A 16277-nucleotide genomic window follows, 5' to 3' on the forward strand; every position below is an offset into this window, starting at 1 on the left:
TGGTGGCCGGCAAGAACCCTTTGTTACGCCGTCGTATCTATGCGCCGCGATTCTTTCTGATCAAAAATCCGATGCCGCCGACGATCCCTATTCCTGCCAATGCGCATAAAAAGCCACGGTGACGAACCGCGCACATCTCCAGGCTTACGGGTTTCGACTCACGGTCGAAACGTCCGTGCGCGCTGTAATCGCCGGGTACGGGATCGAACAGATTGTTAGGCGCGTCAGGAGCAAGCGGCTCGTCGGTGACCTGTCCTGAGTAGCCCGCCTTTGCCAGGTATCTGTCGAGCAGTCCGGGCGCGATGAAGTTGGCCAGTATCGCCTTGACCGTCGGAAAACCCACCCACACCTCGCGACGCTTATGCGTCGCAGCGAAATAGATCGCGCGCGCGGCCACTTCCGGCTGGAAAATCGGCGCGACGGGCTTGGCCTTCTTGCCCATCTTGTTGAGCGACCAGTCGAATTGCGGCGTATTCAGTGCGGGCAAATCGACCATCGTCAAATGCACATTGAGCCCGTCGTGAATGATCTCGGAACGCAGCGAGTCAGTGAAACCTCGCGCCGCGAATTTTGCGCCGCAATAGACGGATTGCAGCGGCACCGAACGATAACCGAGTGCGGACCCCACATTGACAATCGTTCCGCGATTGCGCGTGCGCATGCGTGACAGTGCGGCCATCGTGCCGTGCACCTGGCCGAGGTATGTCACCTTGGTGCCTCGCTCGAATTCCTGCGCAGTCAGCTTCGATACCGGCGCGAAGACCGTGGCCATTGCAACGTTGACCCACACGTCGATAGGTCCAAGCTCCGTTTCGGTGCGCGTTGCCGCTTCTTCCACGCGCGCGGCGTCGGCGACGTCGGTTGGAATCGCAATGGCACGCACGCCGTATTGAAGGCGAAGCTCGGCGGCCGCGCGTTCGAGCCGCGCCAAATCGCGTGAAAGCAATGCGACATCGTAGCCATGTCGCGCGAATTCTTCGGCGGTCGCGCGTCCCACTCCGGCGCCCGCGCCTGTCACAACGACGACTTTATTCATGACGAATCCCTTGCACGACATGCACCGCGTTTTACTCACAAGCGCCCAGCAAAAAGCGAGCCCGCTTCATTCACCGCGCAGGTTCGCAAGGAAGCAATTCATTCTTTCTGAGTGAAAGAACGCGGAACGTGGTTTGCAACCTCGCATGTGTGACGATCTTTATTGTGAGGAGCTGTCCATGTCCACAACTGTCGGTGACTTCATCGTCGAGCGACTCCAGGCGTGGGGCGTGCGCCGAATTTTTGGCTATCCCGGCGACGGCATCAACGGCGTGTTCGGCGCGTTGAATCGCGCGCAGAGTGAAGCGAAGAAGCATCACAAGAACACGGACCAGCCGGCGCCTATCGAATTCATTCAGGTTCGTCACGAGGAAATGGCCGCCTTCATGGCGTCCGCGCATGCAAAATTCACAGGCGAGCTCGGCGTTTGTATCGCGACGTCGGGGCCTGGCGCATCGCACCTCGTGACGGGACTTTACGACGCCCGCATGGACCATATGCCCGTGCTGGCTATCACCGGTCAGCAGGCGCGCGCGGCGCTCGGCGGCCACTATCAGCAGGAAGTCGATCTCGTCTCGCTCTTCAAGGACGTCGCGGGTGCGTTCGTCGGACAGGCGTCGGTGCCCGCGCAAGTGCGGCATCTCGTGGATCGCGCGATACGTACCGCACTTTCCGAGCGCAAAGTGACGGCGCTCGTGCTGCCGAACGACTTGCAAGACTTGCCGTACGAGCCTCCTGCGCGCAAACACGGCACGCTGCATTCGGGCGTCGGTTATCGCGAGCCGCGTCTCGTGCCTCAGCCTGAAGATCTTCAGCAGGCCGCCGACGTGCTCAACGCCGGCAAGAAGGTCGCGATTCTCGTCGGCGCCGGCGCACTGCATGCAACGGACGAAGTGATCGCCGTCGCGGAAAAACTCGGTGCAGGCGTGGCAAAGGCGCTGCTCGGCAAAGCGGTGTTGCCCGACGATCTGCCGTGGGTCACCGGCTCGATCGGCCTGCTCGGCACGAAGCCCAGTTACGATCTGATGACCGAGTGCGACACGCTGCTGATGATCGGCTCCGGCTTTCCGTACTCCGAGTTTCTGCCGAAGGAAGGTGCGGCGCGCGGCGTGCAGATTGACCTGAAAGCCGACATGCTGAGCCTGCGCTATCCGATGGAAGTGAACCTCGTCGGCGATAGCGTGGAAACGCTGCGCGCGTTGCTACCGTTACTCGAACACAAGCAGGACCGCGGGTGGCGCAAGACGATCGAAGGCTGGACTGCCGACTGGTGGAAGACACTCGACGAACGCGCACACGAGCCCGGCAAGGATGCCGTCAATCCACAGCGCACGGTATGGGAACTGTCGCCACGCGTTCCGTCGAATGCAATCGTGACGAGCGATTCAGGCTCCTGTGCAAACTGGTATGCACGCGATCTGAAGGTGAAGCGCGGCATGATGTGCTCGCTCTCGGGTGGCCTCGCGTCGATGGGCGCGGCAGTACCGTATGCGATCGCCGCGAAGTTCGCTTATCCGGAGCGGCCCGTCATCGCGCTGGTCGGCGACGGCGCCATGCAGATGAACAACATGGCCGAACTCATCACCGTATCGAAGTACTGGAAAGGCTGGGCCGATCCGCGCTGGATCTGCATGGTCCTTAACAATCAGGACCTGAACCAGGTCACGTGGGAACAGCGTGTGATGGAGGGCGATCCGAAGTTCGAGGCTTCGCAGGACATTCCTTCGGTGCCGTATCACAAGTTCGCGGAATTGATCGGCCTGAAAGGCATTTATGTCGACGACGCCGAACAGATGGGCGCGGCCTGGGACGCTGCGCTTGCTGCGGACCGCCCTGTGGTGATCGAAGTAAAGGCCGATCCGAACATCGCGCCGTTACCGCCGCACATCACGCTGGCTCAGGCGAAGGCGTTTGCATCGACATTGTTAAAAGGCGATCCCGACGAAGGCAATGTGATTGTGCAGACCGCGAAGCAGGTGCTTGGCGCAGTGCTTCCGGGCCGTCACGACAAGTAAGGCACGCGGCGATGAGCAAGGCGGCATCTGCACGAGGCGGCTCGCAAGTTCCGGTTAGCGCGGTGCGGGCGAGCGCCTACCGCATTCCCACCGACGCCCCCGAAGGCGACGGAACGTTCGAGTGGAATGCGACGACGCTCGTCGTCGTCGAGGTCGATGCGGGTGGTCAAACAGGAATCGGCTATACGTATAGCGATTCCAGCATCGTCGCGTTGATCGCGAACACGCTGTCGCCCTGTGTGACCGGCGAGGACGTCGCCGATATTCGCGCGCATTGGAACCGCATGCAGCGTCAGGTGCGCAATCTCGGACGTGCGGGACTTGCGGCCACGGCAATCTCCGCAATCGACTGCGCGTTATGGGACGCGAAAGCGAAACTGCTCGGCGTGCCGCTCGTGCAACTGCTGGGCGCGGCGCGCGAAAGCGTGCCGCTTTACGGTAGCGGCGGCTTCACGACATACAACGACGGGCAATTGCGCGATCAGCTTGCCGGCTGGGTCGAACGCGACGGCTGCCGTTGGGTCAAGATGAAGATCGGCAGTCAACCGCATAAAGATCAGGCGCGCGTGAAAGCCGCGCGCGAAGCTATCGGCGACGCGGGTCTGTTCGTCGATGCCAACGGCGCGTTCTCGCCGCGCGAGGCGCTGTACCATGCGCGCCAATTTGAAGCGCAACAGGTCGCATGGTTCGAAGAGCCGGTCTCATCCGACGATGCAGCCGGCTTGCGCTTTGTGCGCGAACACGCGCCGTCCGGCATGGACATCGCGGCCGGCGAATACGCGTACACGTCCGACGATTTCCGCACGCTGCTCGCCGAGGGCTCCGTGGATGTACTGCAAGCCGACGTGAGCCGTTGTGGCGGCATCACCGGATTCCTGCAGGCCGCCGCGCTTTGCGACGCGTTTCACATGCCGCTTTCCGCGCATTGCGCGCCCGCATTGCATCTGCATGTGGCTTGCGCGGTGCCGCGGCTGCGTCATCAGGAGTGGTTTCATGACCATGTGCGCATCGAGGCGATGTTGTTCGACGGCGCACCCCGAGCGCATGACGGCGTCATCACGCCCGACCTGTCGAGGCCCGGTTGCGGCCTCGCATTCAAGCACAAGGACGCGGCACAGTACTTCGTTGCATAGGCGCGAAAAACGCAGGAGCAGGTATCGATGGGGACGCAACGCATATTTAGCGTGTTATGCGCGGTGGCCGGAGCTGCCGCTTTAGCGCGATTCACCGGGCGCAGGGCAAACGCAAATCGGCGCACACGCGCGACGCCTCGAAGACCAGCGCTGCGCTCAATCGACAGCGTCACCCACGCCGCGCCCGCAACTCAGGCACACGTCGAAGCCGCACGGCGTTTCAACCATAGTTCGGCGCTGCTCGCCTTCTCGGTGCTCACGGACAGTGCGATGGAACACTACCGCGGTTCCTTCGACAATCCGGCGATGTATACGCCGCTCGTCAGCGCGAGTCTTTCGCTGATCGCCGGTTTGCACGGCGGCGCGGACCATAGACAGCAAACGCACCACGCGCGTCATTTGATCTATCGGACCGCGGCTGCGGCCGGCATCGCCGGCACGGGGTTTCACTTGTACAACGTCATGAAGCGCCCTGGCGGCTGGAGCTGGAACAACCTGGTTCATGCGGCACCGGTCGGTGCGCCGATGGCCTTGCTGTTGTCGGGCGCACTCGGCGCGGTGGCCGAGCGATTGCGCGACGAGCCCGCGCACGAGCCGCAACTTCTCGGCATGCCTGCGGGCCGCGCGCTGGGATTGCTCGTGGCGGCCGGACTCATCGGCACGGTCGGCGAAGCGGGCTTGCTGCATTTTCGCGGCTCATTCCAGCATCGTGCGATGTACGCACCCGTCAGCGCGCCGCCGTTTGCAGCGGCGCTGCTTGCGCACGCCGCGCTGGCCGCGCCGCGCGAGCGCTGGTTCACGCGCCTATGGCTGCGCATCACGACCGCGCTCGGTATCGCGGGCGCCGGCTTCCACGCGCGCGGCATCGCGCGGCGCCAGGGCGGATGGCGCAACTGGAGCCAGAACCTGTTCGCCGGCCCTCCGCTGCCGGCGCCGCCGAGCTTCTCGGCGCTCGCGCTCGCGGGCCTTGCCGCGCTGCGGCTCAGGGAGACGGAGAAATGAAAACCGGCAGACCAACGAAAAGAGCGACACGTTACCCCGGTTACGACGTGTTGAGCAAACGCGACACACCGTCATGGGATGAAGTGTCTCGCGTCGTTATCGACGAACGGCTGGCGGTGCCGCGCGAGCCGCGCTTCTTCAATGCGATGGAATGGCTTGCGGTGACGTCGCTCTGCGCGTGCGTCGTGCCGCAGGCAAACGCGCAGCCGCTTGTGCCGGTCGCCGCCATGCTCGATCATCGCCTATACACGAATCAGGGCGATGGTTATCGAAACGCCGCGTTGCCGCCGATGCGCGACGCGTGGCGCACGGGCCTAGCCGCGCTCGATGCCGAGAGCCGCGAGCGGCATGGCCTGCCGTTCGCAAGCCTCGATAGAACCGCGCAGAACGCATTGCTCGAACAGATGCAGCGCGGCGAACTCGTGCATGCGGCGTGGCGCGGCATGCAACCGGAAGTTTTCTTTGCGGAGCGAGTACTTCACGACATCTGCGGTCTCTATTACTCGCATCCGCATGCCTGGAGCGAGATTGGTTTCGGCGGCCCGGCCAATCCGCGTGGCTACGTGCGCATGTATTTCAACCGTCGCGATCCGTGGGAACCCGTCGAGGCGCAATCGGGCAGCGAGGATAAAGCCGCGAGGGAGAATCGCCGTGTTCGATGACGCTCTCTATCATCCACGCGGCAAGCATGGCCGCGCGCCCGATGTGTTCGAACCGCGCGGCTGGGTGCCAATGCGCGAATATTCGAACGACGACGAAGTGGACTTCGCGATCGTCGGCACGGGCGCGGGAGGCGGCACGCTCGCGTGCCGCCTCGCGGAAAAGGGCTTCAAGGTAGTCGCCTTCGATGCGGGCGCATGGTGGCGTCCACTCGAAGAATTCGCGTCCGACGAAGCGCATCAGCAAAAACTCTTCTGGACCGACGAGCGCATCTGCGACGGCGACAACCCGCTCAAGCTCGGCCATAACAACAGCGGCAAGGCAGTGGGCGGCAGCACGGTTCACTTCGCGATGGTCTCTCTGCGCTTCAGGCCCGAATGGTTCAAATCGCGCGCGCTGCTCGGCTATGGCGCGGACTGGCCGCTCGACTGGCGCGAGATGTGGCAGTACTACTCACAGGTCGAGGACGCGCTGAAAATCGCCGGGCCCGTCAATTATCCGTGGGGACCGAAACGTCCACGCTATCCGTATCGCGCGCATGAATTGAATGCCGCGGCGATGGTGCTCGCGCGCGGCTGCGAGGCGCTCGGCATCGGCTGGAGCGCAACACCGCTCGCGACACTCTCGGCGCCGCGCGGCAAAGCGCATCCTTGCGTGTATCGCGGCTTTTGCGTGTCCGGCTGCGCGACCAATGCGAAGCAAAGCGCCCTCGTCACGTGGATTCCGCGCGCGTTGCAAGCCGGCGCGGAAGTGCGCGATCTGGCGATGGTCGGCCGCATCGACATGAATGATGCCGGGCTTGTTACGGGCGTCGAGTACATTCGCGAAGGACGCTGGCAATTCCAGCGCGCGAAGAACGTTGTCGTCGCCGGCTATGCAATCGAAACGCCGCGCCTTCTGCTCATGTCCGCGAATAGCCGCTTTCCCGACGGTCTCGCGAATAGCTCGGGTCTTGTCGGCAAGAACCTGATGGTGCAGGCCAACCAGGCCGTGTACGGCACGATGGACGAAGAGATACGCTGGTACAAGGGACCGCCGTCGCTTGCGATTACCGAGCACTGGAACTACGCGGACCAGAACAAGGATTTTTTCGGCGGGTATGCGTATATGAGCCAGGGTCCGCTGCCCAACGCATGGGCAGCCGCGCAAAATGGCCGCGGCCTGTGGGGCGAAGCGCTCGCTGACGAGATGCACAAGTACAACCATCAGGCGGGCCTGAAGATAGTCGGCGAAATGCTGCCGCAGGAACGCAACCGCGTGACGCTCGCCGACGAAAAAGACCAGTACGGCTTGCCCGTTGCACGCGTGACGTACTCGTACTGCGATAACGACAAACGCCTCATTGCCCATTCGCTGAATTTCATGGAGCAGGCGCTCGCCGCCGCGGGCGGCAAGGACATCTGGCGCGAAACCGACGATACGTGCCACCTGAACGGCACCGCACGCATGGGCGACGATCCGGCAAAGAGCGTTGTCAATGCGGATTGCCGCAGTTGGGACATCCGCAATCTGTGGATTTGCGACGGCTCGGTGTTTCCGACAGTGGGCGGTGTCAACCCTTCGCTGACGATTCAGGCCATTGCATGCCGAACAGCGGATCGCATCGGCGCCCTCGCCGCGCGCGGCGAACTATAAGCATGGCCGCCGAGGCACGCGGGATGCTCCATTAAAAATCGCCAACTGCTGCATGAAGGAGGGCCGCATCATGAAGCTTTACTATTCGCCGGGCGCGTGCAGTCTTGCCGATCACATCGCGATGCACGAGGCCGATATGCAATTCGACCGCGTGCGCGTCGACCTCAAGACAAAGACGACTGAGACCGGCCAGAAGTTCGATGAAATCAATCCCAAGAGCTATGTACCGACACTCGAATTCGACGACGGTCAACGGCTCACGGAAAACGTCGCGATCCTTTCGTGGATCGCGCAACGCAAGCCCTCGCTTGCACCGTCGGGAGAACTCGGCGCTACTCGCCTGATTGAAATGCTCGCCTTTATTTCAACGGAGATTCATAAGCAATTCGGCCGCGTATTCAAGCCGGCGTCGGACGAGGAAGCGAATGCCGCGCGCGAGAAGATCGGCCAGCGTTTCCAGCTCATATCGACAATGCTTAAAGGCGATTATCTGTTCGGCGCAGAAGCGAGCGTCGCGGACGCCTATCTGTTCACCATGCTTCTATGGGCGAACAAAGTGAAGATCGAGGTCCCGCAAAAACTCGCAGAGTTCTCACAACGCATGCGCGGGCGGCCCGCGGTGCAACTGGCCTTGAAACACGAAGGGATCGAATAAAGCTGCGCGCTCGCGTTGGTCCGCCAGCCGTTCGCCGAGGAAATCATGTCGACCGACCCAACCCTCACGATCCTGATGTACTTCGTTTTGCCTGTGTGGCTTGCGGCCGGTTTCGCGGACTGGCTGTGCCATCGCGCGACTCGAATCGAATCCACGACCGGCGCGAAAGAATCGGTGATCCATCTGTTGATGTTTGCCGAAGTCGGACTGCCGCTACTCGCCGCGATCTTTCTCGAGATCAACGCGGGCATCATTCTATTGATGATCGTCGCGTTCTTCGTTCACGAAGCGACCGCGCTGTGGGACGTCAGTTATGCAGTGAGTGGACGCAAGGTGACGCCGTTCGAACAGCACGTTCATAGCTTTCTCGAACTCGTCCCGCTGATGGCGATACTGCTTGTCGTCGCCCGTCACTGGACGCAATTTCTGGCGTTGCTCGGCCTAGGCAGAGAGCCGGCGAGATTCGAATTGACCGCGAAAAGCGAGCCGTTACCCGTCGCCTATATCGCGATTCTGTTCGCGTTGATTCTGCTATTCGAGCTACTGCCTTACCTCGAAGAACTATGGCGCGGCTTGCGCGCCCGCCGACGCAGCGCTGCGTCGGCGGGCGGGCCGGCGTCCGCGTCGCCGCATGCGCGGGGACGCAGTTCGCCGTAGACCTCAATCGTTCGATCCGTTGAACTCGACAATCTCGATCCAGTTCGCGCCCTTGCCGACCGGGTACTGACCGAGCGCGCTCAATGCGCCCGTCTCGCGATTGATCCGGTATGCGCTCAGGTTGGTCGACAACTGACCGACCGCAAGCAGGTAATTGCCCGAAGGATCGATATTGAAGCCGCGCGGCTGCTTTTCGGTCGGATAGGTGCCGATGCGCGTCAGCTTGCCCGATGCACGGTCCACGCGATAAGCAGCGAGCGTGCTCGACGTGCGTTCCGATGCATAGACGAAGCGGCCATCGGGCGTGATGTGAACATCCGCGCCCCACGGTTTGTCGCCGGAGAAGTTGGGCGGCAGAATGGAAACGGTTTGCACCGGCTTCACCGCATCGCGTTGCTTGTCGAATGCGAGTACATGCAGCTTGCCGTCGAGTTCGTCGATCAGATAAACGAAGCGCTCATCCGGCGAGAACACGAAATGGCGCGGACCCGATTTGGCCGGCAGCGAATAGGCGGGCGCCGCGTCTTGAGTAAGCGCGCCGTTCGCCGCGTCGAACTTCAAACGCAACCATGCGTCGGCGCCAAGTACTGACGCGAACACATAACGATTGTCGGGCGCATTGCGAATAGCGTGCGCCATCGGGCCCGTCTTGACGATCTGCTGAACATCGCCGGCAACGCCATTTGCACCGATGCCGTTCACCGCCAGCAGGTTGCCGCCATACGACGCGGAGAACAGATAGCGGCCGCTCGCGTCGGTCGACACATATGCCATGCTTTCCGCGAGCGGCGCCTTGCCGAGTTCGGTCAGGCGTCCGTCAAGCGGACTGACTGCGAAGCTCACCACGCGAAAAGGCTTTGAACGCAGACCTGCATAGAGCCGCAAATGATTCGGCGAAAAAGCCATCGGCATGACCGTGCCGCCAACGCTCACTGTTTCGACCGGCTTGAGTGCGCCATTCGACTTATCGAGGCTGAACACCGAAATGTCCTGACTGTCCGCATTCGACACATACGCATACGTGGACGCGTGCACGGTGGCGCACATCGTCACGCCGGCTAACAGAATTGCGACTGTACGCGAGACGGCTTTAACGCTCATATTTGTTTTCCGACTAGTTTGGTTTGGAGACTGACGGCGTTATCGCAGACGGAATGCCGACACCGCATCGTTCATCGACTGCGCCTGATGCTCGAGCGCGCTCGCAGCGGCGGCGGCCTGCTCGACGAGCGCGGCGTTCTGTTGCGTGACCTGATCCATCTGGCTGACGGCTTTGCCGACCTGCTCGATGCCCGCGGTTTGCTCGACCGTCGCCGACGTGATCTCCGCCATGATAGTCGCAACGCCCTGCACTGCGCCGACGATTTCGTTCATCGTGTGGCCTGCCTGTGTGACAAGTTCGTTGCCGCTGCGCACGTCATCGACGGAAGCGGAAATGAGCGCCTTGATCTCTTGCGCGGCGCTCGCACTGCGTTGAGCCAGCGTGCGCACTTCACCCGCGACGACAGCGAAGCCGCGGCCCTGCTCGCCCGCACGCGCGGACTCGACGGCGGCGTTGAGCGCGAGAATGTTGGTCTGGAATGCAATGCTGTCGATCATGCCGGTGATCTCCGCAATCTTGTGCGAGCTTGCGGTAATGGCCGTCATGGTGTGGACCGCGCGCTGCACGACGTCGCCGCCGCGCTGTGCGACGTCGGCGGCGCTCGCGGCAAGCGTGCTCGCCTGGCGCGCGTTATCCGCGTTCTGTCTGACGGTGGAGGTCAGTTCTTCCATGCTCGCCGCGGTTTCCTCGAGCGAAGCCGATTGCTCTTCGGTGCGGCTCGACAAATCGAGGTTGCCCGCTGCAATCTCGCGCGCGCCGCCGTGAATCGCCTCGCAACTGACGCGCACGTTCGACACGGTATGCGCGAGTCCGGCCTGCATCCGCGACATCGACGTGAACAACTTGCCGATCTCGCTCTTGCTGCCTTCAGGAATAGACGCGGTCAGATCATTGCCCGCAATCCGGTCGAGCAGTTTCGACGCCTGCTGCAACGGGCGAATCACAATGGTGCGCAACGCAAAGTGCGTGGCGACGATCAATGCGAGGGCAAGCGCAACACCAGTCAAAACCATCGCGACGATCCACCCGTATTCGCGTTCGGTTCTCGTCGCTGACTCCTTTGCAAGCGCACCCGCAAGGTTCTGGAATTTTTCGACGTTTGCCGAATAGACCTGACCGGCAAGTGTAATGTCGCGATCGTTGATGGCGACGTAGGCGTCGGTATCGCCACGCTGAAGCGCGTCGAAAGCTTTCTTTAAAGTGGCCGCCAATCCATTCGACGAATCGACGAGCTGCTGTTTCAACGCATCGTCCTGTCCCACGAATCGGGACGCCGCCGCAAAAGCGCGCGTCTCGGCATCCGCGCGATCGAGCGTTCGTTGCGCGCTGCCAAGTGCGGAATCGCGCGTGGCGAGATCGTTGCGCTCCTTCAACGCGGCATAAGCGCGCGTAAGCGCTGCCCGCGTGCGCGTGCTGTCCTTATAGCCATCGTTGGCGAGGATCTCCTGAGTGGCGATCTCCTGAAGCCGCTGGGCGTTTTCATTCGAGCGGCCGAGTGCGAATACGCCGACCACGCCGCCGAACATGATCATCGCGGCAAAGACGACCAGCACTGCAAGTAAGCTGTTTTTTACGGTTAAATCGCGCATGCTTCCTAGACCCTTTTCATTGTCTATTTCTCTAATTCCTCTCGTCTTTTACGGCAAAAGAAGCGCGAACTTGAGCAGAAGCGCTCTCGCGCTGTTCGGCCGCACGTTCTCCGCCTTACGCACTCTTTACTGGCGAGTGGACTCTGGCGCACAATCTCGGCGAAAGCGGCCTCTCCGCGGCCTTTTCTTGCTGCCGATTGTTCGCATTCGCATGCCAATCCGGCGGCGCAGCGACACGCTGCATCGTGCGTCTTTCCAATCGGACCTCTCATGAGCGATAAAACTTCTGGCAAGCGTGAAGATTTGCTGGCAGGCGGCAGCCGTCACCACCAGATCTTCCCCAGGCTGAACGACGCGCAGTTCGCGGTACTCGAGCGCTATGGCGAGCGGCGCAAACTGAACACCGGCGACGTGCTGTTTACCGAAGGCGATCGCCACATTCCGATGTACGCGATCATCTCGGGCACCATCGAGGCGACGCGCGGCAGCGGCGATACGCTGCATGTTCTCGGCACGCATGGGCCCGGCAGTTTTACCGGCGAAGTCGGCACGCTCGCGGGGCGCGGCGCGGTGGCGTCCGCGCGCGCGACGAGCGATTGCGAAGTCATCGTGATCGACGAAGAATCGCTGCGCGCGCTCGTGATTGCCGAAGCGGAACTGAGCGAGACGATCATGCGCGCATACATTCTGCGCCGCGTCGCCTACATACAGGATCAGAGCGGCGGCGTGGTCGTGATCGGCAGTTCGGCTTCTTTTCCGACACTGGTATTGCGGCACTTTCTGAGCCGTAATGCGCAACCGTCGGCATACTTCGATATCGACGAGCACGAGGAAGCCAAAGCACTCTTGGAACGTTACGGCGCCACGAAAGAACATCTGCCGGTACTCGTCACCTTGCAAGGTGTCGTGCTGAAGCGCCCGACAAATCGCGCCGTTGCCGACGCAATCGGTTTGAGTCCCGACAGATTGAATGGCGAACGGTTCGACGTGGTCGTGGTCGGCGCGGGACCGGCGGGCCTGGCCGCAGCCGTCTATGCCGCGTCGGAGGGATTGCGCGTCGCGGTTCTCGACACGAAAGCGCCGGGCGGCCAGGCCGGCACGAGTTCGAAGATCGAAAACTACTTTGGGTTTCCCACCGGCATCTCCGGTCAGGCGCTTGCCGGACGCGGCCTTTCGCAATGCCGCAAATTCGGTGCTGAAGTCGGCGTGCCGATCGAGGCGCTCGGTATTGAATGCGACAAGGGTCAGCCGTTTCACATCCGCCTGAGTCACGACGAGCATGTGTATGGCCGCGCAGTGGTGATCGCAACAGGCGCGCGTTATCGCAAGCCGGAGCTCGCACGTCTCGAACATTTCCAGGGCCGAGGCGTGTACTACAGCGCGACGTATATGGAAGCGGCGTTTTGCGGCAACGAAGAACTCGTCATTGTCGGCGGCGGCAATTCGGCGGGACAGGCTGCCGTATTTCTCTCGGGCTTCGCGCGCCATGTGCATATCGTGATTCGCGGCGAAGGACTTGCCGCGAGCATGTCGAACTACCTGATCCGACGCATAGAGGCAGCGCCGAATATTACGGTTCATGTGCGAACGCAGATCGTCGCGCTAAACGGTGAAGCGCATCTCGAGTCGATTCAATGGAATCAGCAAGGGCGAATCGAAGAGAAGCCTATCCGCCATGTGTTCCTGTTTCTCGGCGCGCAACCTAATACCGGCTGGCTTGGCGATTGCGTCGAACTCGATAGAAATGGCTTCGTGCTGACCGGTCCCGATGTCGCTCACAAGTGGACGTCCGAGCGCACCGGGCATTTTCTCGAAACGAGCCGGCCGGGTATTTTCGCAGTGGGCGACGTGCGCAGCGGCTCGGTGAAGAGAGTCGCGGCAGCCGTTGGAGAAGGCGCAGCCGCGATTCAGTCTCTTCATCAGTACCTTGCGCTCGGCGTTTGATGCTTCCCGTTTGGCGCTCAGTACTCGACGAGTATTGTCACGCGGCGATTGGCGGCGTTGGCCGCCGCATCGTTGCCGATGATAAGCGGGAAATTGTCGGCACGGCCGATTGCCGCCATGCGATGCGCTTCTATGCCCTTGTCCGCGAAGAAGCGCACCACCGCGCCCGCGCGCGCGGACGACAGTTCCCAGTTGGATTCGTATTTCGCCGTGGCAATCGGCAAACTGTCCGTGTGCCCTTCCACGAGGATGTTATTTTTCGCACGGTCGCGCAGCACCGCTGCAATGCGTTCCAGCACCGCGAACGATTCGGGCAAAAGACGCGCATCGCCGGAATTGAACAGTACTTTCGCATTGATCGCGATTTCCACGCCTTGCGGCATGTGCGAAATCGTAATCTGGCGATTGTCCTGCAAGGGTGCAAGCAATGACAGAAGCTGCTTTTTTGCGGCGTCTTTCGCGTTCGCTGCCGTGATCGGCGGCTCTACGTCGACAGCTTCCTTCACCGGACGATGCTGCAGCGTCTGTATTTGCAACTCGCTGTTCTTCGCGAGCTGCAAGACATAAAGCGCGAGAAACAGCACCATCAGTGTAGTAATCAGATCGGCGTATGAAATCAGCCAGCGGTCCGACTGCTCGCCGCTATCGTGGCCGTCATCGTGCCCGTTCTTGTCCGTCGCGAGACGCTTGCTGCCAGTGGTTGTGCTCATACATGCAGGTCCGCTATCAGTTGATGCACGACTTCTGTCGACTCGACTAGCCGAGCAATTCGGCAGATCGTTCGCGCACGTCGCCCGCCAAACGCGTTTCGATCGTATGCGGCGATTCCTTACGCGAGATCGCGAGCAAGCCGTCCAGATACAAGCGCCTGAAACGCAATTCGCTATCCACCTGCGCGCGGATCTTTCCCGATAGCGGCAGAAATACAAGGTTCGCGAGCCCAAGGCCATACAGCGTGGCGACGAATGCGACCGCAATGCCCTTGCCCAGTTGCGACGGCTCGAGCATATGCCCCGTTACCTGAATCAGGCCGAGTACCGCGCCGAGAATGCCGAAGGTCGGCGCATAACCGCCCGCCTGTTGCCAGATGCGCGCGGCCGCCATGCAATTGCGCTCGTAGGCGTCGACTTCGCGCTGCAATGCGTCTTCGAGCACCGCAGTGGAAACGCCGTTCGCGAGCAGTTCGAGACCTCGCTTGGCGAATGGGCTAATGCCTTTCGCGTCGATCGATTCGAATGCCAGCATGCCGTTCAGTTTCGCCTGATCGCCCCATTCGAGCAGAACGGAGAGACTCTCGCGATCCACTTGCCGCGCCTTCACGAAAGCAAAGCGCAGCAGCTTCACGCCGTCGTAAAACCGCGCCCATGTGTTCTGGATCATCACTGCGCCCAACGTGCCGCCAAGGACAATGACAAACGCCTCCAGTTGAAGCAGCGACGTAAAGTCGCCGCCCTCGAGCGAGAAGCCCGCGACGATCGCCGCGACGCCGAACACTACGCCAAATACCGTCAAAAAATCCATACGTCCTCGCGACCGGCTGCACGAGCCTGCGAATTACAGTTAAAGATTGCGTTCGGCCTTCTAGACCGAACGCAACGGGCGTCAGGATTCGACCGGCGCGGCATGCGCCGCGGGCGACTTCAGTGCGCGGACGGTATCGATGAAACGCTGCTCGATTTCCACAATCTCGACGGGATCGATCTTGATCTCGCGGCGCATCACCCACGACACTTCTTTCTTTCTCGCTTCGGTCATGACGGATTGCAGGCGCTCGTCCACCGGCTGTCCGGCTGACGCCGACAGCAGTTTCGCGAGGTCGTAGGTATCGAACGCACTCACTGCTTCGAACAGGGTTCGCTGATCGACGAACTCGAGATCGTCGAGCGAATTCAATTCACCGGCACCGCGCGCATTGCGGCGCGAGAAATAGCTGAGGCCTTTCTCTTCGACGTAGTTGAGAACCTTGGTCTTGCGGAACGCGAAGAGGTCTTCGGCAATCTCCGAATGCGAGAGCTTGTTCAGAATCACCTTTCTGTCGACGCCGATCAACGCTTCCAGATCGTCGAGTTCAATCAGTTCGAGTTCGCTGCTGATCGAAACGTCGAGATCGTGATTCGCGACCTGCTGCGCGCGCTCGGTGATTTTCACCGGATCGAACGTGACGAGTTGCCGGCCCACTGCACCGTCGCTCGCCGAATAGCGTCCCGACGTATTGTTCAGCCGCTCCGAGCGTCCCGATTCGATGGAGACCAGATTGAGCTTCTCCATGCGCTTGAGCATCGCCATCACATGCGGGCGCGAATGGCCTGCAATCGCGTTGCACTTCTTGATGACTTCGGGAAGCGGAATCGAGACTTCCTCGTTCTGAGGACGGCGAGCGCGTGCATCGAACCGGTCAGTCGCCTCGGCGCCTGCCATCAACGACAGCACATGCGCGTAGGACAGTACGCCTGGGAGAAAATCGGCATGCGTATTCGTCGCGAGAATGTCGTCCTTCTTCTTGACGCGCCGTATCATCGTGCGAACGATATGACGCAGAAGCGGCGACACGCGTTCCAGTTCTTCTTCGACGATACCGCCTGCGATAGCCGTCAATTGACAGAAGCTCAATGCCTTGGCGGTGTGCGCTCGCGGCTCGGGCGGCAACAACGCCGCTTCGCCGAAAAACTCGCCCTTGCCGAGCGTAGCGAGAATGACCTTTTTTTCATCGCACTGCGTGGAGATTTCGACTTTGCCATCTGCAATGACGTAGATGACTGCGTCGCCCAAGAAGCCTTCCGAATAGATGACTTCCCCCGGAGCCGCGGTGCGAGTCCATGGCGAGCGTTGTTGGTTCACGATTGCTACCCC

14 protein-coding genes are annotated in these 16277 nt (G+C 61.3%); 8 read left to right on the forward strand and 6 right to left on the reverse strand.

From position 1 onward, the window contains the following. Window positions 1-37: 37 nt before the first annotated feature. Complete coding sequence (locus AB6809_RS00850) at window positions 38-1036, reverse strand: SDR family oxidoreductase (RefSeq protein ID WP_310032426.1); 999 nt, start codon at window positions 1034-1036, stop codon at window positions 38-40. A 178-nt stretch (window positions 1037-1214) separates the two neighbouring features. Between AB6809_RS00850 and AB6809_RS00855 the strand changes: the two genes are divergently transcribed. The 7 genes from AB6809_RS00855 to AB6809_RS00885 all read left to right on the forward strand — a co-directional run bounded on the left by AB6809_RS00855 (window position 1215) and on the right by AB6809_RS00885 (window position 8792). Continuing rightward, window positions 1215-3050, forward strand: a complete 1836-nt coding sequence (locus tag AB6809_RS00855) for a thiamine pyrophosphate-requiring protein (protein ID WP_029970168.1) — start codon at window positions 1215-1217, stop codon at window positions 3048-3050. Window positions 3051-3061: 11 nt separating this feature from the next. After that, window positions 3062-4183, forward strand: coding sequence for an enolase C-terminal domain-like protein (locus AB6809_RS00860; RefSeq protein ID WP_310032429.1), 1122 nt, complete (start codon window positions 3062-3064; stop codon window positions 4181-4183). 27 nt (window positions 4184-4210) lie between these two features. Continuing rightward, a complete protein-coding gene (locus tag AB6809_RS00865) occupies window positions 4211-5185 on the forward strand; it encodes a hypothetical protein (protein WP_006049885.1) in 975 nt (324 codons plus the stop codon). Further along, window positions 5182-5847 (forward strand): gluconate 2-dehydrogenase subunit 3 family protein, encoded by a 666-nt coding sequence (locus AB6809_RS00870; protein ID WP_006049886.1) that lies wholly within the window; start codon window positions 5182-5184, stop codon window positions 5845-5847. The genes AB6809_RS00865 and AB6809_RS00870 overlap by 4 nt, the downstream gene beginning before the upstream one ends. Next, window positions 5837-7480, forward strand: a complete 1644-nt coding sequence (locus AB6809_RS00875; RefSeq protein ID WP_029970165.1) for a GMC family oxidoreductase — start codon at window positions 5837-5839, stop codon at window positions 7478-7480. Before AB6809_RS00870 ends, AB6809_RS00875 begins: the two co-directional genes overlap by 11 nt. Before the next feature lie 70 nt (window positions 7481-7550). Then, window positions 7551-8135: a glutathione binding-like protein gene (locus AB6809_RS00880; protein WP_029970163.1), complete on the forward strand. Its 585-nt coding sequence runs from the start codon at window positions 7551-7553 to the stop codon at window positions 8133-8135. A 45-nt stretch (window positions 8136-8180) separates the two neighbouring features. Then, window positions 8181-8792: a hypothetical protein gene (locus AB6809_RS00885; protein WP_029970162.1), complete on the forward strand. Its 612-nt coding sequence runs from the start codon at window positions 8181-8183 to the stop codon at window positions 8790-8792. Between the two features lie 3 nt (window positions 8793-8795). Here AB6809_RS00885 and AB6809_RS00890 read toward each other — a convergent pair whose 3' ends face one another. Together AB6809_RS00890 and AB6809_RS00895 are read right to left on the reverse strand one after the other, a co-directional pair. Further along, window positions 8796-9893 (reverse strand): lactonase family protein, encoded by a 1098-nt coding sequence (locus tag AB6809_RS00890; protein ID WP_371025940.1) that lies wholly within the window; start codon window positions 9891-9893, stop codon window positions 8796-8798. Between the two features lie 39 nt (window positions 9894-9932). Then, window positions 9933-11483 carry a methyl-accepting chemotaxis protein gene (locus AB6809_RS00895; protein WP_029970159.1) on the reverse strand — a complete coding sequence of 517 codons (1551 nt, stop codon included), beginning with the start codon at window positions 11481-11483 and terminating at the stop codon, window positions 9933-9935. Window positions 11484-11753: 270 nt separating this feature from the next. Between AB6809_RS00895 and AB6809_RS00900 the strand changes: the two genes are divergently transcribed. Further along, the gene (locus tag AB6809_RS00900; protein WP_307259917.1) at window positions 11754-13427 is read left to right on the forward strand and encodes a cyclic nucleotide-binding domain-containing thioredoxin-disulfide reductase; all 1674 of its coding nucleotides are present in this window, start codon (window positions 11754-11756) and stop codon (window positions 13425-13427) included. 17 nt (window positions 13428-13444) lie between these two features. Here the strand turns inward: AB6809_RS00900 and AB6809_RS00905 are convergent, their stop codons facing one another. The 3 genes from AB6809_RS00905 to AB6809_RS00915 form a co-directional block, all read right to left on the reverse strand. After that, the gene (locus tag AB6809_RS00905) at window positions 13445-14137 is read right to left on the reverse strand and encodes an OmpA family protein (protein ID WP_029970158.1); all 693 of its coding nucleotides are present in this window, start codon (window positions 14135-14137) and stop codon (window positions 13445-13447) included. Window positions 14138-14183: 46 nt separating this feature from the next. After that, window positions 14184-14948 carry a flagellar motor protein gene (locus tag AB6809_RS00910; RefSeq protein WP_029970157.1) on the reverse strand — a complete coding sequence of 255 codons (765 nt, stop codon included), beginning with the start codon at window positions 14946-14948 and terminating at the stop codon, window positions 14184-14186. 81 nt (window positions 14949-15029) lie between these two features. Continuing rightward, window positions 15030-16265: a Crp/Fnr family transcriptional regulator gene (locus tag AB6809_RS00915; RefSeq protein ID WP_029970156.1), complete on the reverse strand. Its 1236-nt coding sequence runs from the start codon at window positions 16263-16265 to the stop codon at window positions 15030-15032. Between the last annotated feature and the right edge of the window lie 12 nt (window positions 16266-16277).

It is taken from the genome of Paraburkholderia sp. RCC_158 (assembly GCF_041355255.1).
In the GTDB taxonomy this organism is placed as follows: Bacteria; Pseudomonadota; Gammaproteobacteria; order Burkholderiales; family Burkholderiaceae; genus Paraburkholderia; species Paraburkholderia graminis.

Excerpts from the sequence above, each read along its gene's own strand:
- AB6809_RS00850 (WP_310032426.1), bottom strand. The coding sequence starts at position 1,036 with ATGAATAAAGTCGTCGTTGTGACAGGCGCGGGCGCCGGAGTGGGACGC.
- AB6809_RS00855 (WP_029970168.1), top strand. The coding sequence starts at position 1,215 with ATGTCCACAACTGTCGGTGACTTCATCGTCGAGCGACTCCAGGCGTGG.
- AB6809_RS00860 (WP_310032429.1), top strand. The coding sequence starts at position 3,062 with ATGAGCAAGGCGGCATCTGCACGAGGCGGCTCGCAAGTTCCGGTTAGC.
- AB6809_RS00865 (WP_006049885.1), top strand. The coding sequence starts at position 4,211 with ATGGGGACGCAACGCATATTTAGCGTGTTATGCGCGGTGGCCGGAGCT.
- AB6809_RS00870 (WP_006049886.1), top strand. The coding sequence starts at position 5,182 with ATGAAAACCGGCAGACCAACGAAAAGAGCGACACGTTACCCCGGTTAC.
- AB6809_RS00880 (WP_029970163.1), top strand. The coding sequence starts at position 7,551 with ATGAAGCTTTACTATTCGCCGGGCGCGTGCAGTCTTGCCGATCACATC.
- AB6809_RS00885 (WP_029970162.1), top strand. The coding sequence starts at position 8,181 with ATGTCGACCGACCCAACCCTCACGATCCTGATGTACTTCGTTTTGCCT.
- AB6809_RS00890 (WP_371025940.1), bottom strand. The coding sequence starts at position 9,893 with ATGAGCGTTAAAGCCGTCTCGCGTACAGTCGCAATTCTGTTAGCCGGC.
- AB6809_RS00895 (WP_029970159.1), bottom strand. The coding sequence starts at position 11,483 with ATGCGCGATTTAACCGTAAAAAACAGCTTACTTGCAGTGCTGGTCGTC.
- AB6809_RS00900 (WP_307259917.1), top strand. The coding sequence starts at position 11,754 with ATGAGCGATAAAACTTCTGGCAAGCGTGAAGATTTGCTGGCAGGCGGC.
- AB6809_RS00905 (WP_029970158.1), bottom strand. The coding sequence starts at position 14,137 with ATGAGCACAACCACTGGCAGCAAGCGTCTCGCGACGGACAAGAACGGG.
- AB6809_RS00910 (WP_029970157.1), bottom strand. The coding sequence starts at position 14,948 with ATGGATTTTTTGACGGTATTTGGCGTAGTGTTCGGCGTCGCGGCGATC.